Genomic DNA, 26,426 nt, shown 5'->3' on the forward strand with positions numbered 1-26,426 from the left:
GAATTAGGCCTTTTCGATTTCCGTGATTAGCGGCATAGTTTTCCTGACAATCATGAATATGGCTCAGCAATGCGCACAACCGACCTTTCCGAACTGGCGGCTTTCGAAGCCGTTGCCCGCCATCGCAGCTTCCGCAAGGCGAGCGAGGAGCGCGGCGTCACGGCTTCGGCCATCAGCCATGCGGTCAGCAATCTGGAGGCGCGGGTCGGCATCCGGCTTTTGCATCGGACCACCCGTAGCGTGTCGCTCACCGATGCCGGCGCCATGCTGCTCGCCCAGCTTTCACCGGCCTTCGGCGAGATCGGCTCGGCGCTCGATGGTCTGAACCAGTATCGCGAAACGCCATTCGGCAAGGTGCGCATCAATGCGCCGAGCTCAATCGCTCCCTTCGTGCTCGGGCCGATCATGGCAAAACTGATCCGCGAAAACCCCAGCCTTCAGCTGGAGATCGTCGCCACCGACCGCCTGGAGGATATCGTCGAGGGCGGGTTCGATGCCGGGATCCGGCTGGGCGAAAGCCTGCGCGACGGCATGACGGCGGTCAGGATCAATCCGCGCCTGCGTTTTGCCGTGGTCGGCTCACCCGAATATTTTGACAAGCACACGATACCGAAAACGCCTGCGGACCTGAAAGGCCATGCCTGCATCCGCAATATCTATCCAAGCGGCACGCCGTATGCGTGGTCGTTCGGCCGGGAAACGGAAGTGGTCGATTTCGAACCGACCGGGCCTCTGACACTGCATGACCACGAGCTGATGATCGAGGCGGCATTGGCCGGCATCGCGCTCGCCTATGTCTGGGAAAACCGGGCAGAACCGTTTTTGCGCGATGGCAGGCTGGTTCGTTGTCTTGATGCGTGGTGCCCGCCGGAGGACTGGCTGTATCTCTATTATCCGACCCGAAAATACATGTCGGCCGGTTTGCGCGCGGTGATCGACGCCATGCGTGTGTAACGAAAGAGGCGGGCCATGACACCCGCCTCATCCGTCTTACATATTCTGGTAAACCGGGCCCTCTGCCCCCTGCGGCGGTACCCAGTTGATGTTCTGGTTGGGGTCCTTGATGTCGCAGGTCTTGCAGTGGACGCAGTTCTGCGCGTTGATCACGTAAACCTCCTCGCCGTCCTTCTCCACCCATTCATACACCCCGGCCGGACAGTAACGCGTCGAAGGGCCGGCATAGACGTCATGCTCGGAGCGCTTCTGAAGCTCCATATCCTTCACCTGAAGGTGGACCGGCTGGTCTTCCTCGTGGTTGGTGTTGGACAGGAACACCGATGACAGACGGTCAAAGGTCAGCACGCCATCCGGCTTCGGGTAATCGATCTTCTTGTGCAGCTTTGCCGGCTCAAGCGACTGCGCATCCGTCTTGCCGTGTTTGAGCGTGCCGAAGAAAGAGAAGCCAAACAGCTGGTTGGTCCACATGTCGAGACCGCCGAGCGACACGCCGAGTACGGTGCCGAGCTTCGACCACAGCGGCTTGACGTTGCGCACCCGCTTCAGGTCCTTGCCGATGGCGGTGTCGCGCCATTCGTTTTCGATCTCGACGACCTCGTCATTGGCACGACCGGCCGCGATCGCTTCCGCCAGCTTGTCGGCCGCCAGCATGCCGGAGAGAACGGCGTTATGGCTGCCCTTGATGCGCGGCACGTTGACGAGACCGGCGGAACAGCCAATCAGCGCGCCGCCCGGAAATGTCAGTTTCGGCACCGACTGGTAGCCGCCCTCGGTGATGGCGCGGGCACCGTAGGAAAGCCGTTTGCCGCCTTCGAAGGTTGGCGCAATGGCCGGATGCGTCTTGAAACGCTGGAATTCCTCGAACGGGTAGAGGTACGGGTTTTTGTAATTGAGATGCACGACGAAACCGACCGCCACCTGGTTGTCTTCCAGATGGTAGAGGAAGGAACCGCCGCCGGTCTTCATGTCGAGTGGCCAGCCGAACGAGTGCTGCACGAGGCCGAGTTTGTGGTTCTCCGGCTTGACCTGCCAGAGTTCCTTGATGCCGATGCCGAACTTCTGGACGTCGCGATCCTTCGACAGCTCGAATTTGGCGATCAGCTGCTTGGCCAGCGACCCGCGCACGCCCTCGCCGATCAGCGTGTATTTGCCCAGCAGCTCCATGCCGCGGGTAAAGGCGGGGCCGGGTTCGCCGTTCTTCTCGATGCCCATATCGCCGGTGGCGACACCGCGCACCGCGCCGTTTTCATCGTAGAGCACTTCCGAGCCGGCAAAGCCGGGATAGATCTCGACGCCAAGGGCTTCCGCCTTTTCGCCGAGCCAGCGACAGACGTTTCCGAGCGAGACGATGTAGTTGCCGTGATTGTTCATCAGCGGCGGCATCAGGATGTTGGGCAGGCGCACGGAGCCGGCAGGACCGAGCAGCATGAAATGGTCGGCGGTGACTTCGGTCTTGAAGGGATGCCCCTCCTCTTCCCGCCAGCCGGGCAAAAGCGCATCGATGCCGACAGGATCGACAACCGCGCCGGACAGGATATGCGCACCGACTTCCGCGCCCTTTTCCAAAACGACGACCGAAAGGTCCGGGTTGATCTGTTTCAGCCGGATCGCAGCGGACAAACCGGCAGGACCGGCGCCGACGATTACCACGTCGAATTCCATCGATTCCCGCTCGGGAAGCTCCATCGCTTCGGTCATAGTTGCGCTCCCTTGCTGCACACTGCCCACCTTATGTGATCGTTTTCTTTGACAAAAGCGGCACGGCTTGTCGACTCAGGAAAGCGACTTCGGCCATGCGTTTTCCGGCATGCGGCATCACACCGCCTTACGTTTACGTTCACGTAATACAAAACTCAAGACACTGCCGCCAAGTTCCCTTTGCCTGATTTGATTGCCTGCCTATAAGTGCTTCACGCTTTTCAAAGGCGCAATGAAAGGAACAGCGAAATGGATCTCGGAATTTCCGGCAAGCGCGCGCTCGTGCTCGCCTCCTCGCGCGGCCTCGGCCTCGGCCTCGCAACGGCTCTGGCACGCGAAGGCGCAAATGTGCTTCTCGTCGGTCGCTCGGGCGACAAGCTGGCGGAGAACTGCAAGGCCATCAATGCCGAAGGAAAAGGCAAGGCCGACTGGGTCTGGGGCGATCTTTCCGACGAAAATTTCGTGGAAGCCATGCAGGCCGCCGTCAAGGAAAAGCTCGGCGGCATCGATATCCTCGTCAACAATACCGGTGGCCCAACGCCGGGCGCCACCACCGACATGAGTATCGAAAAGCTTTCCACCTTCTTCGAGACCATGGTTCTGAAGGTGATTGCGCTCACAAATGCGCTTCTGCCGCAGATGAAGGAACAGGGCTGGGGCCGCATCCTCACCGTCGGTTCCTCCGGCGTGCTCGAGCCGATCCCCAACCTCGCCTTGTCCAACACCCTGCGCGCCGCGCTGGTCGGCTGGAACAAGACGCTCGCCACCGAAGTCGCCAATGCCGGCGTCACCGTCAACATGCTTCTGCCGGGCCGCATTCACACCGATCGCATCGATGAACTGGACGGCGCCAATGCCAAGCGTCAGGACAAGTCGGTGGAGGAAATCCGCGCCGCATCGCTGAAAACCATCCCGGCCGGCCGCCTTGGCAAGGTCGAGGAATTTGCCGCCGCCGGCGCCTTCCTGTGCTCTGAACAGGCCAGCTACATCACCGGCTCGATGCTGCGGGTGGATGGCGGCGCTGCGAAGTCAGTCTGACCTAAAAGCTGAATATCTGTCGGAATAAAATCCCGATAGACTTCCAAACCCTGCAGCGTCGCGGCGAAAATGCGTTCGCGACGCTGCAACGCCAAAAAACTTCTCAAGTTTTACTTTAATTGCACTTCGTCAATTGATGATAGCTAAATGCGCATAATCTAATGGCTTTCCGATTATTCGATCGGAGACCTTTATGCTCGAAGAAATCTTAGGAGGGGGACATTCCTCCCCTCCTTCCAACAATAACAATACCCAACCGACGACCTCGCCGTCTTCGTCTGCCGCGTCCCAGCCAACAACCGGCACGAACGAACCTGTCGAAGACGATACGGCGGAAGACGACATGCCGGTCGATCATGATGACGGCACCTATTCTCCGGCACCGGTAGCGGGCGACAGCGGCCCGGAAGAGGTCGAGCCGCAAGAACCGACAGCGGACCCCGTTGCTTCCGAACCGGTCGCATCGGACGAGGATAGCGAAACCGTTGCCCCTGCGCCCGTCGCCGCCGATCCTTCGGAAAACGGTGACGCAGACGAGGAAAACGAAAGCGAGGCGCCCGCGACACAGCCACCTGTGGCGACAACACCTTCGCAGCCCGCTCCCTCCGCCGGCACAACACAGCCGGATGAGGTCGTGGACGACGTCGCGACCCTGCCTGCAGCATCCGCAACGAAGAGCGATCCGGTGACGCGCATTACCGACCTCGTCGCCAGCTATGAAAAGCTGCTGTCGGAAGCACCTGTAGATCAAAATGAACAGGCACGCACGCGAGCGATGGAACTGGCGCAAAACCGCGTCCTCACAAGCCTGCTCGGCGACCTGTCGACCTCGGATGCGCGCCTTGCGATTCTCGACGATGACAATGCCCAGTCGGGCGAGGTTTCGCTGATCAACAAATATTATGCCGAGGCTGGCTGATAACGCCCCTTTCAGCATGACGGGAACAGGGCCGCACGATAGGATGCGGCCCTGTTCCCGTTTGGAGAAAGCCATGCGCCTTGCCAGAATAATGCTGACGATCATCGGTTTGGCGGCGGCGCTGATCGGCCTCGTCTGGATCGGTCAGGGAACGGGCATGTTCCCCTACCCGGCCTCCAGTTTCATGATCAACCAGACGCCGTGGATCTTGCGCGGCACGATCGTCACCATCATCGGAGTGGCACTTGTGTGGGCGGCGCGGCGTTTCCTGCGCTGACAGACAAACTTTCGGCACAGCCGCTTGAAATCGGGACTGCGGCGATATTTTTTCGCCGGGAAAACATCACGAGAAAATCATGCGCGACGAGAACATGGATCGAGGCACGGGACCCGACGGTCCGCAGCAAATGCCGCGCGGACTGATTTACCGCCATGCCAGCAAATCGATGCTGATCGCTTACGTGCTGGCACTGCTTGGTGGTGCCGGCTGCCTCGGCCTGCATCGTTTCTATCTCGGCTACAAGCGTTCGGCCCTGATGATGCTGGCGCTGACGCTCGGGGCGATCTTCCTGCCAATGGTCGGCATTTACAGCGTAACCCTGACCTGGTGGGTCATCACACTCTGGGTGCTCGTCGACCTGTTTCTCATTCCAAAAATGACACGAGACCGAAACGCGGAAATCGCGGCCGAAATTGACCGCGATCTCGCCAACAGAACCTGAACTGTGCTTAGCGCGTGCCGACAATCTTTGGCAGATCCGCAATCAGGCTGTCACGCACCGTGTAGCTGATCGGCGTGTCGGTATGGCGCCTGGTATCGACCAGCAGCCGCGCGAAGATCACCTCGCGGCCTTCACGCCGGGCCCAGCCAACGAACCAGCCGATCGGCCGGCTGGCATCCGCCTTGCCGGCTTTGTTGCGCATGCTGCCGGACCCGGTCTTGCCCTGAATATGCCAATCGGCAATGCCCTTGAAGGCCGGCACGATCTGTTTCGTCTTCTCCACCGCTTCCGCCGAGATCGGCAGCTTGCCATCGAGGAAACGTTTCAGAAACGCCACCTGCTCGTCCGGCGAAATTTTTAAGGACGACATCAGCCAGGATTCGGTCAGGCCATCCGTGCCGCCCGGTCCACCGGTCACATCGCGATTGCCATAACCGAAACCGCGCACGTAATCGCCAAACGCCTTCTTTCCGAGCTTGCGGGTAATCTCCTGCGAATACCAGACGATGGAATCGCCTTCCCAGATGGTCGGGTCGGTGTCCTTCTGCTCACGCTTGGAGCGATTGAATTTTTGCTGATAGGGCCAGCGCGGGTTTTGCGCATCGGTCAGAATACCCGCATCATAACCCATCATGGCCAAAGGCAGTTTGAAGGTCGATTGCGGATAAAAGCCCTGATCGCAGGTGCCTTTTCGAAAAATCGTCTCGCCGCTCTTGGCGTCGATGATGACTGTGCATTCCACTTTTTCGGCCGCAGATGCATTGGAAACAGTAGTTAGAACAGTCGCAATGCCCAGGGACAAAGCTGCGAGACAGGATCGTTTGAAGGTCATGAAAAACACGCTCCGGGTTGTTTTCAGGCTTTGTACGATCCGTTGCCAGCCCCAATCAAACGATGATATCTGCGGCGAGCCATAAATTAAACTAGGCCTTCACCATGGTTCGCCCGCATCTGCCGCTCAATGCCCTGCGCGCCTTCGAGGCCGCCGCCCGTCATCTCAGCTTTACCCGCGCTGCGATCGAACTGCATGTGACGCAGGCCGCCGTCAGCCATCAGGTGAAACTGCTGGAGGAACGTATCGGCGTCACGCTGTTCCGCCGTCTGCCGCGCGGGTTGATGATCACCGAGGAAGGGTTGGCGATGCTGCCGATCCTGCAGGAATCCTTTGATCGCATGGCCGGCGTGCTGGATCGTTTTGAGGGCGGCCATCTGCGCGAAGTGCTGACCGTCGGTGCCGTCGGCACGTTCACCATCGGCTGGCTCCTGCCCCGGCTCGACGATTTTGCCGAGCGGCATCCCTTCATCGACATCAGGCTTTCCACCAACAACAACCGGGTCGATATCGCCGCCGAGGGCCTCGATTACAGCGTTCGGTTCGGCAATGGCGCCTGGCACGATATCGATGCAGAACCGCTGTTCGAAACGCCGCTGTCGGCGCTGTGCATTCCATCGGTCGCAAGGCAGCTGAAAAGCCCGGAAGACATTATCCACCAGCGCCTGCTGCGCTCCTACCGCATGGATGAATGGCCGGGCTGGTTCGAACAGGCGGGCGTTGCCGCACCACCGATCCGCGGCCCGGTCTTCGACAGTTCGGTGCTGATGGTGGAAGCGGCCATGCAGGGTTTTGGCGTGGCGCTGGCACCGCCCCTGATGTTTTCCCGCCAGATCTCGTCGGGCACGCTCGAGCAGCCGTTCGACATCACGGTATCGCGTGGACAATATTGGCTGACGCGGTTGAAGTCGCGCAGCGTCACCCCCGCCATGCAGGCTTTTCGCGGGTGGCTGCTGGAACAGGCTGCTGCGACCAACTGACAACCGTCAAACTTCCATCCGCGACTTGCCATCCGCCCGCCCCTATGGCATCAGGCCCGCTCTCGATTTCCGGGCAGCTTTCGCATGCCCCTTTCGTTCGGGGAAAATCCCCGTCCCAACCATTTCTGACGGTTTTAAGGAGCACGACCATGTCACGGGCGCTCGGGCTTGATTTCGGCACGACCAATACTGTTCTCGCGCTGTCGCAGGACGGCAGCACCACCAATTCCATGTCGTTCACCAGCAGCGCCGGCACGACTGATTCCATGCGCACGGCGCTCTCCTTCATGAAGGATGCGCAGCTTGGCGCGCAGGCGCTCAAGGTGGAAGCCGGACAGGCGGCCATCCGCCAGTTCATCGACAATCCGGGTGACGCGCGTTTCCTGCAGTCGATCAAGACCTTTGCGGCAAGCCCGCTTTTCCAGGGCACGCAGGTTTTTGCCCGCCGCCACACGTTTGAAGACCTGATGGAAATTTTCCTGAAGCGCCTGAAGACCTATGCGGAAGGTCACTGGCCGGCCGATGTGTCGCGCCTTGTCGCCGGCCGCCCGGTGCATTTTGCCGGCGCCAGCCCGGATCCGGCACTGGCCACGCAGCGGTACAATGAAGCGCTGACCCGCCTCGGCTTCCCGGAAATCCACTATGTCTATGAGCCCGTCGCGGCCGCCTATTACTTTGCGCAGACGCTCAAAAGCGACGCCAATGTTCTGGTCGCCGATTTTGGCGGCGGCACCACCGACTATTCGCTGATCCGTTTCGAACGCGTCGCCGGCAAGCTGAAGGCCACCCCGATCGGCCATTCCGGCGTCGGCATCGCCGGCGATCATTTTGACGCGAAGATGGTCGATCATCTGGTCGCGCCGGAAATCGGCAAGGGCACGCATTTCAGAAGCTTCGACAAGGTTCTGGACGTGCCGGCCGGCTATTACGCCAATTTCTCGCGCTGGAATCAGTTGTCGATCTTCAAGACCACCCGCGAATTCACCGACCTGAAATCGCTGGTGCGTTCAGCCACCGATCCCGACAAGCTGGAACTGTTCATCGAACTGGTCGAACACGACGAGGGTTACCCGCTCTATCAGGCGATCTCGGCCACCAAGATGGCGCTGTCTGCCGCCGAAGAAGCCGAGTTCCACTTCTCGCCGCTCGGCAAGGCCGGCCGCAAGACGGTGAAGCGCAGTGATTTCGAAAGCTGGATCGCCGGTGATCTGGCCAAGATCGAAGGTGCGCTCGACGACGTGCTGACCAAAACCAACACGTCTGCCGATCAGGTCGACAAGGTGTTTCTGACCGGCGGCACCTCGTTTGTGCCGGCCGTGCGCAAGATTTTCACCGAGCGCTTCGATGTCTCCAAGATCGAGACCGGCGGCGAACTGCTGTCGATCGCCCACGGATTGGCACTGATCGGCGAAAGCGGCGATGTGGCGGAATGGGCGGCGTAAAGGCCGTCCTTCACCTGCAATTTCCGAATGCCCATGTTAATGTCGCTCCATGAACCCGGCGAGCGCTTTGATGGATGGGCATAAGGACATAGACCGCAGCATGCTTCTCGAGGCATTCGACCGTCTCGGCATGGCTGCGGCGCAACATGGCACGATGATCGATATCGTCGTCTATGGCGGCTCCGCGCTCATGTTCGCAAGCAATTTCCGCTTTGCCACCGGCGATGTCGACATCGCACCTCTGGGTGAGGACAAGCCCAGCTGGTTCGACAGCGCGGTTGCAAAGATCGCTGTGGAACTGGGGTTTCGGGAAGGCGAAAACTGGCTGAACGATGCCGTCGCCTTTCATCTCAGCCGGCTCGCCACGAAGGAAGCCGATCATTGGGAATACGGCACGTTTCCGCGTGCAGGCGAGATGGCCGGATTGCGAGTCTACGTGCCGACCGCGGAATACATGCTAGCCCTCAAGCTGAAAGCCATGCGTGTGCTCGACCCATCGAAGGGCGAGCAGGAAAAGAACGACATTCAGAACCTTTTGGCTGTCAACAATGTGGTAGATATTGATGCGGCCATGGATATTCTCGTCAAATATTTTCCGATGTCTGCCGGCCACGATGACAAACGGTTTCTGCTGAAGACGATGTTCCACTTCGACAGGGAGGAAGACAATGCGCCCGTCTACCCTGCACGAAGTCTCTGAACGCGTTGCAGCCGGCGCCGATCCGGTCAAACAGTTTTCCGAATTCCTCGATCATTTCTACGACCGCGCGGATCAGAGGCAGATGCTGGATTGTCTCTGCGACGCACCGCCCATGCTTGCCGACATACATTTGAACGCCTTTTACGCCGCGGCTGCCGACTACCTGTCGAAACGCTACCGACTGAGCGCAATCCCGGCCTGGGTATCCAGCCCGGATCGTCGCCTCGACTCACCATGGTTCACGCAGGCCGACGAGGCTTTGCGTGGCTACCTCACGTTCTCTTCGCCAGCCGAATTCCGCTCCCGCAATATTTTTACGGAAGCTGTCCCGCTCCGTCGCGCGAGGACGTGGCAGGCAGAACAACGATTGCTGCAGCGTCTTGCAGCGGCGTAAGCCGCACATTCCACACATGGCAGCGCCGAGGCGGTTTCCACCCGCAGCCATCGTGCTATAGGGTAAACCCATGAACCCCAGCGCCAGCCATCTCGACCCAGCGGAACTTGCCGCCCTTATGCATTTTTATGCGGATGCCGGCGTCGAATGGATGCTGGAAGACGCGCCGGTGGATCGCATTGCCGAATTCGCCGAGCAGCAGGCAGCGTGGGCAAACCGGGCGCCGCAACAGGCGCCTGGTCAGCAGGCGCCCGTTCAGCAGGACCGCCAGCAACAGACAGGCGATGCCCCTTCCCCGCAGGGAAAGGTCTTGCCCGGCCGTGCATCGCCACCGCCGCGCCCCTCCAGCACGCCGGTCGCCATTCCCGACGATCAGGCGATCGCTGCCGCCCGCCTTGCCGCCGACAGCGCCCGCTCGCTCGATGAGCTGAAGACGGCAATGGAGGCTTTTGGCAGCTGCAATCTCAAGCACGGCGCCCGCTCCACTGTATTTGCCAGCGGCAATCCCGCTTCTGGCATCATGGTCATCGGCCCGATGCCCAATGCCGATGATGACCGCGACGGCATGCCGTTTTCCGGCCGTCAGGGCCAGATGCTCGATCGCATGCTCGCGGCCATCGGCCTGTCGCGCGAAACGGTGCTGCTTGCCAATACCGTGCCATGGCGCCCGCCGGGCAACCGCACGCCTTCGCCCGTCGAAATGGAAATCTGCCGTCCGTTCATCGAACGCCAGATCGCGCTTGTCGAACCTAAGCTGATGCTTTTGCTCGGCAACTTTACCGCTAAATGCCTGATCGGCAGCGATGCCTCGATCTTCTCGATGCGCGGCGCGTGGCGGGATGTGACGATCGGAAACATGACGGTTCCGACACTTGCCAGTCTGCACCCGCAGGATCTCATGGCAGCGCCTGCAAACAAGGCACTTGCGTGGCAGGACCTGCTTGTTTTCAAGGCAAGACTGACCAGCATCTAGTCAAAAATACAATCGATTAAGGAAATATGACAAAAGCCATGCAGAACCCGCATGGCTGCACGGCTTTTGCGTGCATTGCGAAAATCACGCTGCACTGCGATATGTCACATCATGTCTTGGGAGGAATTCTGGTTTAAGGAACCAAGGCAATGACCACGAACACCCGCCCGATCCATTCGGGTTTTGAAAGCCTCCAGTTTGCCGGCCTGTCCGCGCGCACGACCGAGGGCTATCACCATTTCGCTTCTGCGACGAACGAACAGCTGACGGCAGCCGGTTTCGCCCGCCGTGGCATGCTGACCCGTCCGACCGCCGTTTTCGCAGATTTTCGCGAGCGTTGATCTTCTGGCGGCTGTAAACCGCCAGCAATCGAGATCTGCAGAACACGGCGTCAGATTATTTTGATCTGGCGCATGTCGCGTTTTCAAAACCGCGGCATAGTCCCGATCACATACCCTTACCCGCATCCGCCCTGCGAGCGGTTAAACCCCTCCCCGGCTTGATGCGTATCGATCAAGCATCAGCGCGTTCAGCCTGCGCCCTTCGGACGCCGACGCGCTGCAAGGGAGTGACGACAATGAAGATAAGCATCCATCCCCTGCGCGCCCTTCGCGAAAACCTGCGTGACATCGGCACGGCCATCAATGCGTCGCGCCAGTACACACGCTCGACCCGCAGCCACAAAGCGCCGCAGTCCGACGCGGGCATCCATTTCTAAACGATGACCCTGCCGATCACGCTGGCGGCGTCGCCTTGCGGGCAGCCTTGCGCTCCAGCCCCAGCTGGTGTTCGCGGTAGATGATGAAGATGCCGGCGGACACCGTGATCGCCGTGCCGATCAGCATCGTCACAGTCGGGATATCGCCGAACAGGATGAAGGCGATGGCAATGCCGAGCAGGATCGACGTGTAGTCGAACGGCGCCACCGTCGAAACGTCTGCATTACGATAGGCCTCTGTCAGCAGCAACTGCCCCATTCCACCGCAGAAACCCGAAGCGATCAGAAAAAATGCCTGCCAGAAGCTTAGCTGCGACCAGCCGAACGGGATGGTGACGAGCGCAAAGATCGCGCCAGACAGCGAGAAATACAGCACGATCGTCGAGGTCTTTTCGGTGCTGACCAATTGCCGGGTCTGGATCATCGCGAAACCGGCCAGGAAAGACGACATCAGGACTGATGCGGCGCCGATCGCCTGAGCGTTGCCAAAACTGCCATCGTCGAACATGGTCAGCTTCGGCCATGAAATGATCATCACCCCGAAAATGCCGATCGCCACCGCCGACCAACGGTAGATACGCACCTTCTCCTTGAGGAAGATGGCGGCGCAGATGACCCCCATCAGCGGCGAAGCATAACCGATGGCAATCGCGTCCGGCAGCGGCAGCAGCACCAGACCGTAAAAGCCAAAGCCCATCGAGGCGATACCAAGGAAACCGCGCTTGAAATGGCCGAACAGGTTGTTGGTGTGGAAAGCGGCGCGCAGATCGCTACGGAAGGCGAGATAGGCCATGATCGGCACCAGCGCGAAAGCGGAGCGAAAAAACGTCACCTGCCCTGCTTCGACTTCGGGGCCGGCCGCCTTGATGCATGTCTGCATGCCAAGAAACGCGACGACGGAAAAGAGTTTCAACGCGATCCCCTTGAGGGGATTGACCGCTTCGGGCGCCATTTCGGACTCGTTGTGAAGGCAGGCGGGAGAAACCACCTGCAGGAAATTGATATATCAGTTGGTATGCCAATCAATGTGGCCAAAAAGAGTTCACATCCTCTTACGAAGACGTGATTTGTCCGATTATCTCGTCGCGATGAAAAATGCCTGACATGCGGGCTGCGGCCATGCGTCCCACCGCAGGCGGTACGCGACAAACCAAGTATTAATGATAAAAATCAAAATGCCTGCACCGATAGTGTATCCGATACTTGAAACCGGCTGATCCTGCCCTGTGTTGCGCCAGCGGCCGTGCCAAATCGGCACACCGCAGTTGGTGGCGCCACGCAAGCAGAACACCAACATCTAGCCACCCAAAAAGGTGGTTTGCCATCAATACCATCATTGATTAGTAAGTTGTATTCGTCACACGCTGCTGCAACATTTTGGCACTGTGTTCCAGAACTTTAGCAATCGTTCAGCTTTGGCTGCCATTATCCCGGCAACTCTTGGCTAACATCAAGAAACCCGCCTTTATTATTTGCTATTTCCAGGAAAGATCATGCGCACAGATACGGGTCAGATCGTCAATCTGGCAGATTACCGCCCCACTGACTTTGTTCTTGAACGCGTCGACCTGACATTTGAACTCGACCCGACCAATACAAAAGTCGATGCCCGCCTGATCTTTCATCGCCGTGAAGGCGTCGATCTCAAGGCACCGCTCGTGCTTGATGGTGACGAACTGAAGCTCTCCGGCCTGCTGTTCGACCAGCGCGAAGTGCCGGCCAGCCAGTATGACGCCACGCCGGAACTGCTGACGATCCGTGACCTGCCGGCCGAGGCGCCGTTCGAGATCACCGTCACCACCTTCATAAACCCGGAAGCCAATACGCAGCTGATGGGCCTTTACCGCACCAACGGCATCTATTGCACGCAGTGCGAGGCCGAAGGTTTCCGTCGCATCACCTATTTCCCCGACCGTCCGGATGTTCTGGCGCCCTATACGATCACCATCATCGGTGACAAGGCTGCCAACCCGGTCATGCTGTCCAACGGCAACTTCCTCGGCGGCGCCGGGTATGACGAAGGCCGTGCCTTTGCCGCATGGTTCGATCCGCATCCGAAACCGAGCTATCTCTTCGCGCTGGTCGCCGGTGATCTCGGCCTCATCGAAGACACGTTCGAGACTATGTCCGGCCGCGAAGTCGCGCTGAAGATCTATGTCGAGCACGGCAAGGAAGCCCGCGCCGCTTACGCCATGGATGCGCTCAAGCGTTCCATGAAGTGGGACGAGGAACGCTTTGGCCGCGAATACGATCTCAACATTTTCCAGATCGTCGCGGTGTCCGATTTCAACATGGGCGCCATGGAGAACAAAGGCCTCAACGTCTTCAACGACAAGTATGTTCTGGCCGACCCGGAAACAGCGACCGATCAGGATTACGCGAATATCGAGGCGATCATCGCCCACGAATATTTTCACAACTGGACCGGCAACCGCATCACCTGCCGTGACTGGTTCCAGCTGTGCCTGAAGGAAGGCCTCACGGTCTATCGCGACCACGAGTTTTCCGCCGACGAGCGTTCGCGCCCGGTCAAGCGCATTGCCGAAGTGCGCCACCTGAAGTCGGAACAGTTCCCGGAAGATGCAGGTCCCCTCGCTCACCCGGTGCGCCCGACCATCTATCGCGAGATCAACAACTTCTACACGACGACCGTCTATGAAAAGGGATCGGAAGTCACCCGCATGATCGCCACCCTGCTCGGTCAGGATGGCTTCAAGAAGGGCATGGATCTCTATTTCGAACGTCATGACGGCGATGCCGCCACGGTCGAAGATTTTGTCAAATGCTTCGAGGATTCAAGCGGTCGCGATCTTTCGCAGTTCTCGCGCTGGTATCATCAGGCCGGCACGCCGCTCGTTACCGTTTCCACCGCCTATGACGCGGCTGCCGCCACCTTCACGCTGACGCTCGAGCAGACCATCCCGGCAACACCCGGTCAGGCGACCAAGGAGCCGATGCATATCCCGCTCTCGTTTGCGCTGATCCTCGACAATGGTTCGATCGCCGAACCGGCATCGGTTTCCGGCGGCGAAGTCACGGGCGACGTTCTGCATCTCACCGAACGCAGCCAGACCTTTGTGTTCTCCGGCATTTCCTCGCGTCCGGTGCTGTCGCTCAACCGCTCATTCTCGGCACCGATCAACCTGTCCTTCGATCAGGCGACCGAAGACCTCGTTCATATTGCCCGCCACGACACCGACCTGTTCTCTCGCTGGCAGGCACTGACCGATCTGGCCGTGCCGAACCTCATCCAGGCCGCCCGCGATGCCCGTGAAGGCAAGCCGGTCACCGCCGACAAGGCTTTTGTCGCAGCCCTTCTCGAAGCCGCTGCCGACACCAAGCTGGAACCGGCTTTCCGTGCGCAGGCACTGGCATTGCCGAGCGAAGCCGATATTGCCCGCGAACTCGGCGGCAACAACGATCCCGACGCCATCCATGCCGGTCGTCAGGCCGTGCTGGCGCTGATCGCCGAAGCCGGCCGCGACACGTTCCTTTCGCTCGCGGAAGAGATGCGCGTCGAAGGCACCTTCACGCCGGATGCGGCCAGTGCCGGCAAGCGCTCATTGCGCAATGCCGCACTCGGTTATCTGGCGATTGTCGAAAACGCCCCCGCGCGCGGCGCCGAAGCTTTTGCCAAGGCCGACAACATGACGGACCTGAGCCAGGCGCTGACGCTCCTCGCCCACCGCTTTCCGGCATCGGCCGAAGCCAAGGATGCGCTCGAAACCTTCGCCAAGCGTTTTGCCGACAACCCTCTCGTCATCGACAAGTGGTTCCTGATCCAGGCGACCATTCCCGGCGAGGATGCGCTGGCCCGTGTCAAGGCGCTGATGGAAGACGAAAAGTTCAACGCCAGCAACCCGAACCGGGTGCGCTCGCTGGTCGGCGCGTTTGCCTTTGCCAATGCCACCGGCTTCAACCGCGCCGATGGCGAAGGCTATCGTTTCCTCGCCGCCCAGATCCTCGCGATCGATCCGAAGAACCCGCAGCTGGCGGCCCGCATCCTCACCTCGATGCGTTCCTGGCGCTCGCTGGAATCGGTTCGCGCCGATCATGCCCGCGCAGCACTGATGGAAATCGAACGCGCGCCGCAGCTTTCGACCGACGTCCGCGACATCGTCGAGCGCATGCTGAAGGCCTGATCGACCGACAGGACAAAACGAAATCGACGCCGGGGCAAAACCCCGGCGTTTTTCGTTTGTGCGTTACGTCTTGAGAAAACGCGCAATCAGGCCGCGGCAATAATCCGCTGACGGTTCGCGGTCGCCGAACAGGATGTGGTAGACGATCGGCGCGATGATCAGGTCGATCGCCCGCTCCACGTCGAGATCACCCTCGCCGCGAGCCAGTGCTCTTGCGCGCAGGGTTTCCAGATGCTGGTTGGTAAAACCGCAGCATTTGATGGCCGCCGTGTTGCCGCCGGACAGGACATCCGTCAGCATTTGCCGCCCCACCTTGGACGACATCTCCTCGGCATATTGCAGGATGAAGGCTTCGAGGTCGCTTTCCATCGCACCGGTGTCTTCCGGATCCGCGATCGGTCGCATATGCGCCACCGCCACATCCGCAAGCAGATCGGAAAGATCGCCCCAGCGCCGATAGATGGTCGAGGGCGTCACTCCCGCCTTCTCGGCAATCATCGGCACGGTGATCTCGGCGCGGTCCATGCCCTTCAACAAAGCCTGCACGGCGCTGTGCACCTCTGCCTGAATACGGGCGCTGCGCCCACCCTGCCGGATCATTTCCTTCGCCATCACACTCTCCGCCACACACGGCAGCATTTTCCACTAACGCAAATATATTGCATTAAGGCCAAAAATCCACTACATCACCTTAAAGCTAATGTTTTGCATTAAGGCAACCCACATGACCAACCTGCTCCCAGCCTCGGCCCGCATGACGGCTTACGGCTTTGTTTTCAGCGTGCTGATTTCGGCAACCAGCAGTGCGCCGACCCCGCTTTATCATCTCTATCAGGATCTTTTCCATCTTTCCTCGGGCATGGTGACGCTGATCTTCGGATCCTATGCCTTTGCGCTTCTGGCCGCTCTGCTGGTATTCGGCAGCCTGTCGGATTATCTCGGCCGGCGCCCTCTGATCCTGCTGGCGCTTGCACTCAACGCGGCAGCGCTGGCCATCTTCATCACTGCCGACAGTGCCGGCATGCTGATTGCCGCCCGCATGCTCCAGGGCGTCGCCACCGGCATCGCCCTGCCCACGTTCGGCGCCACCATTCTCGACAGCGGCTCGAAACATGGCCCGCTGCTCAACAGCGTCACCGCCTTTATCGGCCTGTTTCTCGGCACGCTTGCCGGTGGCGCGCTGGCCGCCTATGCGCCCTATCCGACGCAGGCCATCTATGTTCTGCTGCTTGCCCTCACGCTTTCGGGCATCGCCGCGCTGCCGCTGATGCCCGAAACGACCCAGCGCCGGCCGGGCGCCATGGCGGCGCTGAAGCCCAATGTGCATGTGCCGCACAATGCGCGCGCCGCCCTGTTGCGTCTCAGCCCGGTCAACATCGCCTGCTGGTCGCTCGGCGGGTTTTACCTCTCGCTGATGCCGTCGCTGGTCGCCACGGTTACCGGCATCCACTCGCCTTTTGTCGGCGCCGCTGTCGTCTCCACGCTGATGCTCAGCGCCACGGCATCGGTCTTCGCATTCCGCGCCTTGGCTCCGGCTCGGGCGCTGCTTGCCGGCACGAGCGGTCTGATTGCCGGCGTTATCGTCACGCTCATCGGCATCGAGCAACAGGCGGTCATCGTGCTTTTCCTCGGTACGGCCATTGCCGGCCTCGGTTTCGGCTCGATCTTTTCCAATGTGCTGAAAATCGTCATGCCACTGGCGCAGGCGCATGAACGCGCCGGCCTGTTTGCCGCCTTCCTGGTGGAAAGCTATCTGGCCTTCGCACTGCCGGCGATCCTGGCGGGTCTTGCCGCACCGGTTTTCGGCCTGCCAGCCACCGCCTATTTCTACGGCGCAGCCATCCTCATCCTTGCGGTGATCTCTATTGCCGCGATGCGTGGTGAAGCACGGCGGCAGACAGCCGCTTCATGAGCAGGCCGTCGACCATTCTGGCGAGTCGGTAATAATCATAACGGAATCAATTCGTTAAAAAATTGTTACCGCCCCTCTGGACATGAAGAATCACTAATGATTCACTGGCTCCAGTTCGCAAGCGGCATTGCGAATCACCACGAGATCAAACGAACGGTCACTATGGCGAACGTGCAGCGGGCAACCGCAGCCGATGAACGGCTGCGTCTCAAATTTCCTGTCTTCACTGCCCTCCGCAGCGCGCTGTCCGGCGGCGGCCTGTCCTTGCGCCCGATTCTGTCCAGCCGCATCCCCCGAGCCGAGCTTTTCCTGAAGCGCTCCATCCCGCTTTTGATCATGGCCTTCCTGATGGTCATCGCCGCCTCGCGTCTGCTGGCGCTGGTGTCGGAACATGACCGCCTGCAGGGCGCCTCGCGCGAAACCACACGCCTTGTCGCCGCAACCGCCAGTGCCGCCTTTTCCGGCAACGCCCAGAGTTTTGTCGGAAGCGACCGCGCTGCGGCCGAGGCACGCCTGTTCGCGTTCCTGCCAAAATACCGGTTCGAGCCAGGCGCGTTCATCATGTTCGTCAATGCATCGGGCTCCATCTTCGGTGGTTCACCCGGCGCATCCGCCTATATTGGCCGCCGTCTCGATGCGCTTTTGCCGGAAACCGCCACCGTCCGCCGTTTCGATGATCAGGATGGCATCATCGAGACCGTCTTCGACGACATGCCGCTTTACGCCGCCATCCGTCCGGTCGGCACCGATGGCGGTCTGATCATCTCTGCCCAGTCGCTGGTCGAGGCCAATGCATTGTGGCGCCAGCAGGTGTCGCTCAACGTCACGCTGTTTGCCGGCATCTCCGCCATCCTGCTGATCGTGCTTTATGCCTATTACATGCAGGTGAAGCGCGCCCGCGATGCCGACGAGATCTTTCTCGAGTCCAATCTGCGCGTCGAAACCGCGCTGTCGCGCGGCCGCTGCGGCCTCTGGGATTTCGACCTGCCGAACCGCCGGCTCTACTGGTCGCGCTCGATGTACGAAATGCTCGGCCTGCCGCCGGGCGACAACATGCTCACCTTTTCCGATGCCGCCCGCATGATGCACCCCGCCGATGGTAACCTGTTCGCGCTGGCCCGCGCCGTCGGTCGCGGCAATGCCAAGCAGATCGATCAGGTTTTTCGCATGCGCCATGCGGCTGGCCATTACGTCTGGATGCGTGCCCGCGCGCAGGTGATGGAAACCGGATATGGCAAGACCCATGTCATCGGCATCGCCATGGACGTCACCGAACAGCATCGTCTCGCCCAGCGTTACGCCGAGGCCGACCAGCGTCTTGCCGATGCAATCGAATGCACCTCGGAAGCCTTTGTGCTGTGGGACAAGAACGACCGGCTGGTGATGTGCAACGAGCACTACCAGCAGGCCTACGGACTTCCCGACAATGTTCTCGTGCCCGGCACCGAGCGCAACAAGCTGATGCTGGCCGCTGCCCGCCCCGTCGTTGAACGCCGTGTTGCCGATCCCGATATCAGCGGCTTTTCGCGCACGACCGAAGTCCAGCTTGCCGATGGCCGCTGGCTGCAGATCAACGAGCGCCGCACCCGTGATGGCGGCATGGTTTCTGTCGGCACGGATATCTCGCTTCTCAAACGCAACCAGGAGCGCCTGCGCGAAAGCGAACGCCGCCTGATGGCGACGATCGGCGATCTGTCCTCCTCGCAGAAGAAGCTGGAGCGCCAGAAGGCCGAGCTTTCCATGGCCAACAGCAACTACCAGGCGGAAAAGGAACGCGCCGAGGCCGCCAACAAGGCGAAATCGGAATTCCTCGCCAATATGAGCCACGAGCTGCGCACGCCGCTCAACGCCATTCTCGGTTTCTCCGAGGTTCTGGTAAACGGCATGTTCGGCCCGGTCGGTTCGCCGAAATACAGCGAATACGCCCGCGACATCCACGACAGCGGCAAACATCTGTTGAACGTCATCAACGACATTCTCGACATGTCGAAGATCGAGGCCGGCCATATGATGGTACAGGCCGAGCGGATGGATCTGACGCCGCTGATCGAGGAAAGCCTGCGTCTCACCGCCATTCTCGCCCAGGAAAAGGGCGTCAGCGTCAACCACCGCCTCGCCGAAAGCCTGTCCATGGTCGGCGATCGCCGCGCCATGAAACAGATCCTGCTCAACATCCTGTCCAATGCGGTCAAATTCACCGACAAGGGCGGCCATGTGGAACTGCGCGCGCATCGTTCGGAAAAGGGCCTGATGCTGACCATCGCCGATACCGGCATCGGCATTCCCAAGGCAGCGATGAGCAAGATCGGCCAGCCGTTCGAACAGGTGCAGAGCCAATATGCCAAGAGCAAGGGCGGCTCCGGCCTCGGCCTTGCCATCTCCCGCTCGTTGGTCAAACTGCATGGCGGCCGCATGCGCATCCGCTCCTCTATGGGCAAGGGCACCGTGGTGTCGCTGTTCATCCCGCATCAGCAACTGCCGGCGCTGACGATGCGCAGGCGGGCGGGCTGAGGCTCGGACACATCAGAATACTCGGCCGGTCCGGCTTGCTCCCTTCGATCTCCCCCCATGTGGGGGAGATGTCACCGAAAGGTGACAGAGGGGGGTAAGCAACAGTGCGGCAGGTGAATCCAATTCGGCGTTTGCGCCTAGATCACCCCCCTCTGCCCTGCCGGGCATCTCCCCCACATGGGGGGAGATCGGCTGAGCGGCACCGTCCGTCCAAAAAATCAAACAGCCATGCAGCTTAAACCCGCACCACCCGTCCAAAAATCTCCCGCCCCGCCTTCGACAGCCGCTTCACCTCGCCCTCAAGCGATTTCAAATCGGGGCAATCCCCCACCCGGCACAGCAGCTCGACCAGCCCCTGCGGCGCCTCGCGCGGATCGAAATCGCCGTCGATGCACAACCGCACGGTCTGCGACAGCGCCGTAAACAGTTTCAGGGCCTCCAGCGCGGTATCGAGATCGCCCGGCACCATCATCCGCTCGCCCAATGCTGCCAAAGCCTCGGCCGTACTCATCCCGCCCATATCGATATCTTCTCCCCGAGCCGGCGCAATCAGCTGCAGATACTGGGCGATGAACTCGATATCGACCAGACCGCCAGCGATAAGCTTGAAATCCCAGATATCCTTGGGCGGCTTTTCCTGCGCGATCAATGCCCGCATTTCCGCCACTTCCGCCGTCACCTTGGCCACGTCGCGTTTCTGCGCCAGCACCTCGTCGATGATCGCGTCCGCCTCATTGCGCAAACTGTCATCGCCGCAAATCACCCGCGCCCGCGTCAGCGCCAGATGTTCCCAGGTCCAGGCCTCTTCCCGCTGATATTTGCCGAACGCATTGATGCGCGTCGCCACCGGCCCCTTGTTGCCGGAGGGGCGCAGGCGCAGGTCCACTTCGAAAATAACACCTTCCGCCGTCGGCGCAGACAGCGCTGCGATCAGGCGCTGCGTCAGCCGCGAAAAATAGCGCATCGAGTCGAGCCGCTTTGGCCCATCGGATTCGTCGGCGCTGTCGTCATAGTCATAGAGCAGGATCAGATCGACATCCGAACCCGCCGTCAGTTCATAGCTGCCAAGCTTGCCCATGCCGAGCACGATCACCCGCCCGCCCGGATATTTTCCGTGCGCCGTCTCCATGTCGCGAATGACGGCGGCCAGCGCCTGTTCGATCAGCAGATCGGCCAGTTCGGTAAAGGCACGCGCCGCGACATCCGCGGCAATCGCCCCGGTCAGAAACCGCACACCGATCAGAAACCGCTGTTCGGCGGCAAAGATGCGCAGCCGGTCCAGCACGTCCTCATGGTGGCCAGCGTTCTGAAGGAAATTGCCAAGCCGCCCCTTCATCTCGGCCTTAGTCGGCATTTCCGCCATCAGCCGCGGATCGAGCAACCCGTCGAACACATGCGGACGCGACGCGATGATATCCGCCAAACGTGGTGCCGAGGAGAGGATGGTGACCAGCAGCGTCAGGATCGCCGGATTGCTGCCCAGCAGCGAAAACAGCTGGATGCCGGCCGGAAGACCGGACAGAAAACTGTCGAAACGCAAAAGCACGTCGTCCGGTCGCTTGCCGGCGGCAAAGGCGCTCAGAAGGTCCGGCATCAGCGCCGTCAGCCGCTCGCGTGCCTCGGCGGATTGCATGGCGCGGTAGCGCCCCGCATGCCAGGCCCGAATGACGCGCGACATGTCGGAGGGCCGCTCAAACCCGACCTTGGACAGCCATTCCAGCGTCTTCGGATCGTCCTGGCCGCCAGCAAACACCAGCGAAACCTTTGCCTCGCCGCCTTCGGTCTCCTTTTCGAACAGCCGCGCATAACAGCGCTCCACCGTCCGCAGCACCGTATCGACACGGCCTGAAAAACCGGCCACGTCGTCAAAGCCCATCATCAACGCGATGCGCTTCAGCTCGGTCTCGGTGGTCGGCAGTTTGTGGCTCTGCTCGTCGCGCACCATCTGGATACGGTGCTCGACATCGCGCAGGAACCAGTAGGCAGCCGTCAGTTGGCGTTCCACCACGGGCGTGATCCAGCGTGCTTCCGCCAGCGCCGCCAGCGTCTCGTCGGTGCGGCGCGAACGCAGCGCCGTCATCCGCCCGCCGGCAATCAGCTGCTGCGTCTGCACGAAAAACTCGATTTCGCGGATGCCGCCGCGCCCGAGCTTCACGTCATGGCCTTTGACCGCAATGTCGCCATACCCCTTGTGCGCATGGATCTGCCGCTTGATGCCGTGAATGTCGGCAATCGCCGCATAATCGAGATATTTGCGAAACACGAAAGGCTGCAGCTGTTTCAGGAACAGCGTGCCGGCCGCGATATCACCGGCCACCGGCCGCGCCTTGATATAGGCGGCGCGCTCCCAGTTTTGGCCCCTGCCCTCGTAATAGATCATCGCCGCGTCCATGGAGACGGCAAGCGGCGTCGATCCGGGGTCGGGACGAAGCCTGAGATCCGTGCGGAACACATAACCCTCACCGGTGCGCTCCTGCAGGATCCGCACCAGCCGGCGCATCAACCGCCCATAGGTTTCCGAGGCATCCAGCGGATCGGGCAGCGTGCCGGTATCGATCTCGTAAAACACGACGATATCGATATCGGAAGAATAGTTGAGCTCGCCGGCGCCATGTTTGCCCATGCCGATCACGGCAAGCCCGCTGCCGAGGCTCGGCTGGTCGGGAACGGCCAGTGTCAGCTTGCCGGCACCATGGGCATTGAGCAGAAGATGATCGATCGAGGCGGCAACGGCCGCATCCGCCAGTGCCGTCAGCCAGCGCGTGGTGTCGAAAGCGGTAAAGATGCGCGCCAGATCAGCCATGGCGATCACGAAGGCCGCCTCGCGCTTGGCACGCCTCAGTGCCATCATCACCTCGGCTTCGGAAGGGATTGCGCCATCACCACCCGGCTTCCAGCAGTTTCTCGCCCGCGCGACAATACTGTCCAGCAGCGGCTCCAGCGGTTGCGTGATCGCGGCGGCAAGAATGGAGGGCGTTATCGTCGCCGTCTCGCGCAGATAGGGCGACAGGCTGAAGGCAGCGGTGACAAAATCCCTGAGCGGGCTTTCGTCGGCCAAAAGCGCCGCGATGGCCGGCTCTTGGCCCGCCATCTCCTTCAGCGCCACCAGTGCCGCCCTGGCTTCGGTCTTGTTGAACGGGCGTATGGCATCCGCCTTCACCGTATCGAGCCGGTTTCCGCTGTTCATGACCGATCTTCCTCCCTCTGCTTTTCGCCAGTTCTAACCCGGCAAGCACGCTTGAGGAAGCGACCGAAATATTGCATTGCACACCAACTATTGACGAACCACATATTTTAACGATCTAACTGCAGTTCTGCGTCCTCGGAGTTTTTCAACTCCACCCCCTGCAGCCTTCCACCATCGCCCCGGCAAAGGAGTCACCGGGAATGGTCGACGCCCGCAGGTCATATCTTCGGGAGAGATTATGAGTTCCTCAGACTATGCGCTGCTCGCGACCGCTGTCGGCGGCGTGGTTTTCCTTGTGCTGCTGATCGTTTCGAAGATCAGGCTGCATCCCCTGCTCGCGCTGATCATCACATCGATCGCCGTCGGGCTGATTGCCGGCATGCCGCTCGACAAGCTGATCAAGTCGATCGAAAGTGGTGCCGGCGGCACGCTCGGGGCGGTCGGCCTCGTGGTCGCGCTCGGCGCCATGCTCGGCAAGATCCTTGCCGAAGGCGGTGTCACCGAGGGCATTTCCAACCTCATCATCGCAAAAACCTCGACGCGCATGTTGCCCTGGGCCATGGCCGGCGCCGCCTTCGTCATCGGCATCCCGATGTTCTTCGAAGTCGGCCTCGTCGTGCTTCTGCCGTTGATCTTCAGCGTTGCGCGCAAGCTTGAGGCGACAAAAGCCATCAAGGGCTCGGCCTATGTCTATGTCGGCGTGCCGGTGATTGCAGCACTTGCCGCCATGCACGGCATGGTGCCGCCGCATCCGGGCCCGCTGACGGCGATTGCCTCGCTGAAGGCCAATATCGGCGCCACCATGCTTTACGGGTTCATCGCCGCAATTCCGGCGATCATCCTTGCCGGACCCGTTTATGGCGCCATTGTCACCCCGCGCCTGAAGGTCAGGCCGGACCAGGCGCTGATCGACCAGTTTTCCGTCAAGGCTGCCAACGAGGCCGAACCGGACGCCAGACCGGCGCAAACCCCGCCAAGCCTTGGCATCAGCCTGCTCACGGCGCTGCTGCCCGCCGTGCTGATGCTTTTTCATGCCGTCGCCGAACTGATCTTCGCAAAAGATTCGGCAATCCTCACCGTCACCGATTTCCTCGGCGATCCGGCGATTGCCATGCTGATCGGCGTGCTGTTTGCGGCGTCCGTGCTGATCTGGGGTCGCGGCGGCGATACGGAAGAGTTGCGCAATTCAATGTCGGCCAGCGTCAAGCCGATCGCCAACGTGTTGCTGATCATCGCCGGCGGCGGTGCCTTCCAGCATGTGCTGACCGATGCCAAGGTCGGCGATGCGATCATGCATATGAGCCAGCAGTTCTCGCTGTCGCCTCTGGCGCTCGGCTGGTCGATCGCCATGCTCCTGTCGGTCTCGACCGGTTCGGCCACGGTCGGCATCGTCGGCGCCTCGGGCCTGCTTGCGCCACTCGCCGGTGGCGATCCGGCACTCAACACCTCGCTTCTGGCGCTGTCGATCGGCTGCGGCTCGCTGTTCTTCAACTATGCCAACCATGCCGGCTTCTGGCTGGTGAAGGAAAGTTTTGGCATGTCGATGGGAGAAGCGACCGCGACCATTTCGGTCATCCAGTCGATCGTCTCACTGGTGGGACTGGTGATGGTCCTGCTGATGAACCTGGCGCCGCCTCTGGTGTGAGAAGGCCGCGCCAATCAAGGGAAACCGAGACGCCCCTCGTGAAGCAAGTCCCCCTCTGGCCTGCCGGCGTCCTTCGGACCCCGCCACAAAGGGGGAGAAAATTTGCCGCAACGGTCCGCCTCAATTCACTTCGGCGGATCGGCTGGGTTAAGCCCCTCCCCCTTGTAGGGGTCCGAAGGACGGGCGAGACACGTGGCTCGCCCCGGTCGGGTTTGGGGCGGGGTCTTTTATCAGCCCCTCACCCCTTCACCACCGGAAACACCATCGTCACCGTGAGACCCGGAACATCCGCATCGTCGCCATTGGTCGCGGAAAGCTCCAGCCCGCCGCCATGCAGTTCCATCACCGCCTCGACCAGCGAAAGCCCAAGCCCCGTCCCCGGCTTCGAACGACTTTCATCCAGCCGCACGAACCGTTTTTTGACCGCATCGCGCTTGTTGGCTGGAATACCCGGCCCGTTGTCGCACACGGAAAGCCGCAGACCATCGGCCGCCTTGACCAGCTTCACGACGATCTTCTTTTCGCCCTCGGCTTCCGCGGCATATTTGATGGCATTGTCGATCAGGTTGAAGATTGCCTGGCCGATCAGTTCGCGATTGCCGTTGACGGTCAGGCCCGGCTCGATCTCCGTCGTCAACTCCAGCCCCGCCTCGTCGGCCACCGGTTCGTAAAGCTCGGCGCTATCGGCCGAAATGGCGGAAAGATCGACCGGCGTCATTTCCGCCGCAATCGACCCCGCCTCGACACGCGAAATCATCAAAAGCGCGTTGAAGGTGCGGATCAGCTGGTCGGATTCGCCGATAATCCCTTCCAGCGCATTGCGGCGCACCGTGTCGTCGCTTTCGCCCAGCGCATCGGCCGCCTTGTTGCGCAGCCGCGTCAACGGCGTCTTCAGGTCATGGGCGATGTTATCGGAAACCTGCCGCAGGCCCTCGTTCAGCTTTTCGATCCGCTCCAGCATGGCATTGAGATTGGCCGACAAGCGGTCGAACTCGTCGCCGGAACGCCCCACAGGCAGCCGCTGCGAAAGATCACCCGCCATGATCTTCTGGCTCGCCGCAGACATCCGGTCGATGCGCTTCAGGGCATTGCGGCCGATGCCGAACCAGATGATCAGCGCGCCGACGCCCATGATGGTCAGCGCCACCATCAATGCCTGCCGCACGATATAACGAAAACGGCTGGGATCGCCGAGGTCGCGGCCCACCATCATGCGCAGACCGTTATCCAGCTGCTGCACATTGGCAATGGCGAAATGGCGCCCCGGCCGGGTCGATTCCGAATAGGGTTCATAGGTGAACGGCCGTTCCGTCCAGCCAGCCGTCTCCAATATGCCCGGCTGCACCGAAGCGACATTGCCGGCCAGCATTTCGCCATTCGGCCCGGCAATGACATAAAGATTGGCGCCCGGCTGGCGGGCACGCCGTTCCATGATGCGCAAAAGCAGGTTGACGCCGCCTCGTTCATAGGCGCGCTGAATATCGGCGATTTCTTCCTGCACCGTCTGCCGGGTCTGCTGCACCAGCAGCCGTTCCGACATTGCCGTGACATAAAAGACGAGAAACGCGGCGCAGAGCGCAAACAGCACGATATAGAGGCCGGACAGCCGCACGGCCGTCGAACGGAACATCAGCCGAAGCCGGGTCAAAAAGCGGT

22 protein-coding genes are annotated in these 26,426 nt (G+C 60.7%); 16 read left to right on the top strand and 6 right to left on the bottom strand.

Annotated elements, in window-relative coordinates; translation table 11 throughout:
• The first annotated feature begins 69 nt into the window (after positions 1-69).
• Positions 70-954 carry a LysR family transcriptional regulator gene (locus AAIH70_RS03360; RefSeq protein WP_132272975.1) on the top strand — a complete coding sequence of 295 codons (885 nt, stop codon included), beginning with the start codon at positions 70-72 and terminating at the stop codon, positions 952-954.
• A 36-nt stretch (positions 955-990) separates the two neighbouring features.
• Here AAIH70_RS03360 and AAIH70_RS03365 read toward each other — a convergent pair whose 3' ends face one another.
• On the bottom strand, positions 991-2,655 hold the full coding sequence (locus AAIH70_RS03365; RefSeq protein ID WP_132272974.1) for an electron transfer flavoprotein-ubiquinone oxidoreductase: 1,665 nt from the start codon (positions 2,653-2,655) through the stop codon (positions 991-993).
• A 249-nt stretch (positions 2,656-2,904) separates the two neighbouring features.
• On the opposite strand from AAIH70_RS03365, the gene AAIH70_RS03370 reads away from it, so the two are divergent.
• The 4 genes from AAIH70_RS03370 to AAIH70_RS03385 all read left to right on the top strand — a co-directional run bounded on the left by AAIH70_RS03370 (position 2,905) and on the right by AAIH70_RS03385 (position 5,334).
• Complete coding sequence (locus AAIH70_RS03370) at positions 2,905-3,693, top strand: SDR family oxidoreductase (protein ID WP_132272973.1); 789 nt, start codon at positions 2,905-2,907, stop codon at positions 3,691-3,693.
• Positions 3,694-3,886: 193 nt separating this feature from the next.
• On the top strand, positions 3,887-4,612 hold the full coding sequence (locus AAIH70_RS03375) for a hypothetical protein (RefSeq protein WP_430033109.1): 726 nt from the start codon (positions 3,887-3,889) through the stop codon (positions 4,610-4,612).
• Between the two features lie 73 nt (positions 4,613-4,685).
• A complete protein-coding gene (locus AAIH70_RS03380; protein ID WP_132272971.1) occupies positions 4,686-4,889 on the top strand; it encodes a hypothetical protein in 204 nt (67 codons plus the stop codon).
• A 79-nt stretch (positions 4,890-4,968) separates the two neighbouring features.
• Positions 4,969-5,334: an NINE protein gene (locus AAIH70_RS03385; protein ID WP_132272970.1), complete on the top strand. Its 366-nt coding sequence runs from the start codon at positions 4,969-4,971 to the stop codon at positions 5,332-5,334.
• A gap of 7 nt (positions 5,335-5,341) precedes the next feature.
• Here the strand turns inward: AAIH70_RS03385 and blaOXA are convergent, their stop codons facing one another.
• On the bottom strand, positions 5,342-6,166 hold the full coding sequence (gene blaOXA / locus AAIH70_RS03390) for a class D beta-lactamase (protein WP_132272969.1): 825 nt from the start codon (positions 6,164-6,166) through the stop codon (positions 5,342-5,344).
• 104 nt (positions 6,167-6,270) lie between these two features.
• Here blaOXA and AAIH70_RS03395 point away from each other — a divergent pair, with 104 nt between their 5' ends.
• The 7 genes from AAIH70_RS03395 (at position 6,271) to AAIH70_RS03425 (ending at position 11,373) form a co-directional block, all read left to right on the top strand.
• Entirely contained in the window at positions 6,271-7,146 is an 876-nt protein-coding gene (locus AAIH70_RS03395) for a LysR family transcriptional regulator (RefSeq protein WP_132272968.1), read from the top strand.
• A gap of 149 nt (positions 7,147-7,295) precedes the next feature.
• The gene (locus tag AAIH70_RS03400) at positions 7,296-8,588 is read left to right on the top strand and encodes an Hsp70 family protein (RefSeq protein ID WP_132272967.1); all 1,293 of its coding nucleotides are present in this window, start codon (positions 7,296-7,298) and stop codon (positions 8,586-8,588) included.
• A gap of 70 nt (positions 8,589-8,658) precedes the next feature.
• Entirely contained in the window at positions 8,659-9,288 is a 630-nt protein-coding gene (locus AAIH70_RS03405; protein WP_132272966.1) for a hypothetical protein, read from the top strand.
• The gene (locus AAIH70_RS03410) at positions 9,257-9,682 is read left to right on the top strand and encodes a hypothetical protein (RefSeq protein WP_132272965.1); all 426 of its coding nucleotides are present in this window, start codon (positions 9,257-9,259) and stop codon (positions 9,680-9,682) included. The genes AAIH70_RS03405 and AAIH70_RS03410 overlap by 32 nt, the downstream gene beginning before the upstream one ends.
• 70 nt (positions 9,683-9,752) lie before the next feature.
• Entirely contained in the window at positions 9,753-10,655 is a 903-nt protein-coding gene (locus tag AAIH70_RS03415) for a uracil-DNA glycosylase (RefSeq protein ID WP_132272964.1), read from the top strand.
• Between the two features lie 149 nt (positions 10,656-10,804).
• Positions 10,805-10,996 (top strand): hypothetical protein, encoded by a 192-nt coding sequence (locus AAIH70_RS03420; RefSeq protein WP_132272963.1) that lies wholly within the window; start codon positions 10,805-10,807, stop codon positions 10,994-10,996.
• A 236-nt stretch (positions 10,997-11,232) separates the two neighbouring features.
• Positions 11,233-11,373 (top strand): hypothetical protein, encoded by a 141-nt coding sequence (locus tag AAIH70_RS03425; protein ID WP_165931970.1) that lies wholly within the window; start codon positions 11,233-11,235, stop codon positions 11,371-11,373.
• A 16-nt stretch (positions 11,374-11,389) separates the two neighbouring features.
• Here AAIH70_RS03425 and AAIH70_RS03430 read toward each other — a convergent pair whose 3' ends face one another.
• On the bottom strand, positions 11,390-12,325 hold the full coding sequence (locus tag AAIH70_RS03430) for a DMT family transporter (protein WP_132272962.1): 936 nt from the start codon (positions 12,323-12,325) through the stop codon (positions 11,390-11,392).
• 541 nt (positions 12,326-12,866) lie between these two features.
• Between AAIH70_RS03430 and pepN the strand changes: the two genes are divergently transcribed.
• Positions 12,867-15,515 carry an aminopeptidase N gene (gene pepN / locus AAIH70_RS03435; RefSeq protein WP_132272961.1) on the top strand — a complete coding sequence of 883 codons (2,649 nt, stop codon included), beginning with the start codon at positions 12,867-12,869 and terminating at the stop codon, positions 15,513-15,515.
• Positions 15,516-15,578: 63 nt separating this feature from the next.
• Here pepN and AAIH70_RS03440 read toward each other — a convergent pair whose 3' ends face one another.
• Positions 15,579-16,130: a TetR/AcrR family transcriptional regulator gene (locus tag AAIH70_RS03440; protein WP_132273693.1), complete on the bottom strand. Its 552-nt coding sequence runs from the start codon at positions 16,128-16,130 to the stop codon at positions 15,579-15,581.
• Positions 16,131-16,239: 109 nt separating this feature from the next.
• Between AAIH70_RS03440 and AAIH70_RS03445 the strand changes: the two genes are divergently transcribed.
• Positions 16,240-17,427, top strand: a complete 1,188-nt coding sequence (locus AAIH70_RS03445) for an MFS transporter (protein ID WP_132272960.1) — start codon at positions 16,240-16,242, stop codon at positions 17,425-17,427.
• Between the two features lie 162 nt (positions 17,428-17,589).
• Positions 17,590-19,938 (top strand): PAS domain-containing sensor histidine kinase, encoded by a 2,349-nt coding sequence (locus tag AAIH70_RS03450; RefSeq protein WP_132272959.1) that lies wholly within the window; start codon positions 17,590-17,592, stop codon positions 19,936-19,938.
• 235 nt (positions 19,939-20,173) lie between these two features.
• Here the strand turns inward: AAIH70_RS03450 and AAIH70_RS03455 are convergent, their stop codons facing one another.
• Positions 20,174-23,125 carry a bifunctional [glutamine synthetase] adenylyltransferase/[glutamine synthetase]-adenylyl-L-tyrosine phosphorylase gene (locus AAIH70_RS03455; protein WP_132272957.1) on the bottom strand — a complete coding sequence of 984 codons (2,952 nt, stop codon included), beginning with the start codon at positions 23,123-23,125 and terminating at the stop codon, positions 20,174-20,176.
• Between the two features lie 238 nt (positions 23,126-23,363).
• Between AAIH70_RS03455 and AAIH70_RS03460 the strand changes: the two genes are divergently transcribed.
• On the top strand, positions 23,364-24,770 hold the full coding sequence (locus AAIH70_RS03460; protein ID WP_132272956.1) for a gluconate:H+ symporter: 1,407 nt from the start codon (positions 23,364-23,366) through the stop codon (positions 24,768-24,770).
• A 238-nt stretch (positions 24,771-25,008) separates the two neighbouring features.
• Here the strand turns inward: AAIH70_RS03460 and AAIH70_RS03465 are convergent, their stop codons facing one another.
• Positions 25,009-26,418 carry a sensor histidine kinase gene (locus AAIH70_RS03465; protein WP_132273691.1) on the bottom strand — a complete coding sequence of 470 codons (1,410 nt, stop codon included), beginning with the start codon at positions 26,416-26,418 and terminating at the stop codon, positions 25,009-25,011.
• Between the last annotated feature and the right edge of the window lie 8 nt (positions 26,419-26,426).

Origin of the sequence: Neorhizobium sp. BT27B, from assembly GCF_050455485.1 — a bacterium.
Classification (GTDB): domain Bacteria; phylum Pseudomonadota; class Alphaproteobacteria; order Rhizobiales; family Rhizobiaceae; genus Neorhizobium.

Excerpts from the sequence above, each read along its gene's own strand:
- AAIH70_RS03360 (WP_132272975.1), top strand. The coding sequence starts at position 70 with ATGCGCACAACCGACCTTTCCGAACTGGCGGCTTTCGAAGCCGTTGCC.
- AAIH70_RS03365 (WP_132272974.1), bottom strand. The coding sequence starts at position 2,655 with ATGACCGAAGCGATGGAGCTTCCCGAGCGGGAATCGATGGAATTCGAC.
- AAIH70_RS03370 (WP_132272973.1), top strand. The coding sequence starts at position 2,905 with ATGGATCTCGGAATTTCCGGCAAGCGCGCGCTCGTGCTCGCCTCCTCG.
- AAIH70_RS03375 (WP_430033109.1), top strand. The coding sequence starts at position 3,887 with ATGCTCGAAGAAATCTTAGGAGGGGGACATTCCTCCCCTCCTTCCAAC.
- AAIH70_RS03380 (WP_132272971.1), top strand. The coding sequence starts at position 4,686 with ATGCGCCTTGCCAGAATAATGCTGACGATCATCGGTTTGGCGGCGGCG.
- AAIH70_RS03385 (WP_132272970.1), top strand. The coding sequence starts at position 4,969 with ATGCGCGACGAGAACATGGATCGAGGCACGGGACCCGACGGTCCGCAG.
- blaOXA (WP_132272969.1), bottom strand. The coding sequence starts at position 6,166 with ATGACCTTCAAACGATCCTGTCTCGCAGCTTTGTCCCTGGGCATTGCG.
- AAIH70_RS03395 (WP_132272968.1), top strand. The coding sequence starts at position 6,271 with ATGGTTCGCCCGCATCTGCCGCTCAATGCCCTGCGCGCCTTCGAGGCC.
- AAIH70_RS03400 (WP_132272967.1), top strand. The coding sequence starts at position 7,296 with ATGTCACGGGCGCTCGGGCTTGATTTCGGCACGACCAATACTGTTCTC.
- AAIH70_RS03405 (WP_132272966.1), top strand. The coding sequence starts at position 8,659 with ATGGATGGGCATAAGGACATAGACCGCAGCATGCTTCTCGAGGCATTC.
- AAIH70_RS03410 (WP_132272965.1), top strand. The coding sequence starts at position 9,257 with ATGCGCCCGTCTACCCTGCACGAAGTCTCTGAACGCGTTGCAGCCGGC.
- AAIH70_RS03415 (WP_132272964.1), top strand. The coding sequence starts at position 9,753 with ATGAACCCCAGCGCCAGCCATCTCGACCCAGCGGAACTTGCCGCCCTT.
- AAIH70_RS03420 (WP_132272963.1), top strand. The coding sequence starts at position 10,805 with ATGACCACGAACACCCGCCCGATCCATTCGGGTTTTGAAAGCCTCCAG.
- AAIH70_RS03425 (WP_165931970.1), top strand. The coding sequence starts at position 11,233 with ATGAAGATAAGCATCCATCCCCTGCGCGCCCTTCGCGAAAACCTGCGT.
- AAIH70_RS03430 (WP_132272962.1), bottom strand. The coding sequence starts at position 12,325 with ATGGCGCCCGAAGCGGTCAATCCCCTCAAGGGGATCGCGTTGAAACTC.
- pepN (WP_132272961.1), top strand. The coding sequence starts at position 12,867 with ATGCGCACAGATACGGGTCAGATCGTCAATCTGGCAGATTACCGCCCC.
- AAIH70_RS03445 (WP_132272960.1), top strand. The coding sequence starts at position 16,240 with ATGACCAACCTGCTCCCAGCCTCGGCCCGCATGACGGCTTACGGCTTT.
- AAIH70_RS03450 (WP_132272959.1), top strand. The coding sequence starts at position 17,590 with ATGGCGAACGTGCAGCGGGCAACCGCAGCCGATGAACGGCTGCGTCTC.
- AAIH70_RS03455 (WP_132272957.1), bottom strand. The coding sequence starts at position 23,125 with ATGAACAGCGGAAACCGGCTCGATACGGTGAAGGCGGATGCCATACGC.
- AAIH70_RS03460 (WP_132272956.1), top strand. The coding sequence starts at position 23,364 with ATGAGTTCCTCAGACTATGCGCTGCTCGCGACCGCTGTCGGCGGCGTG.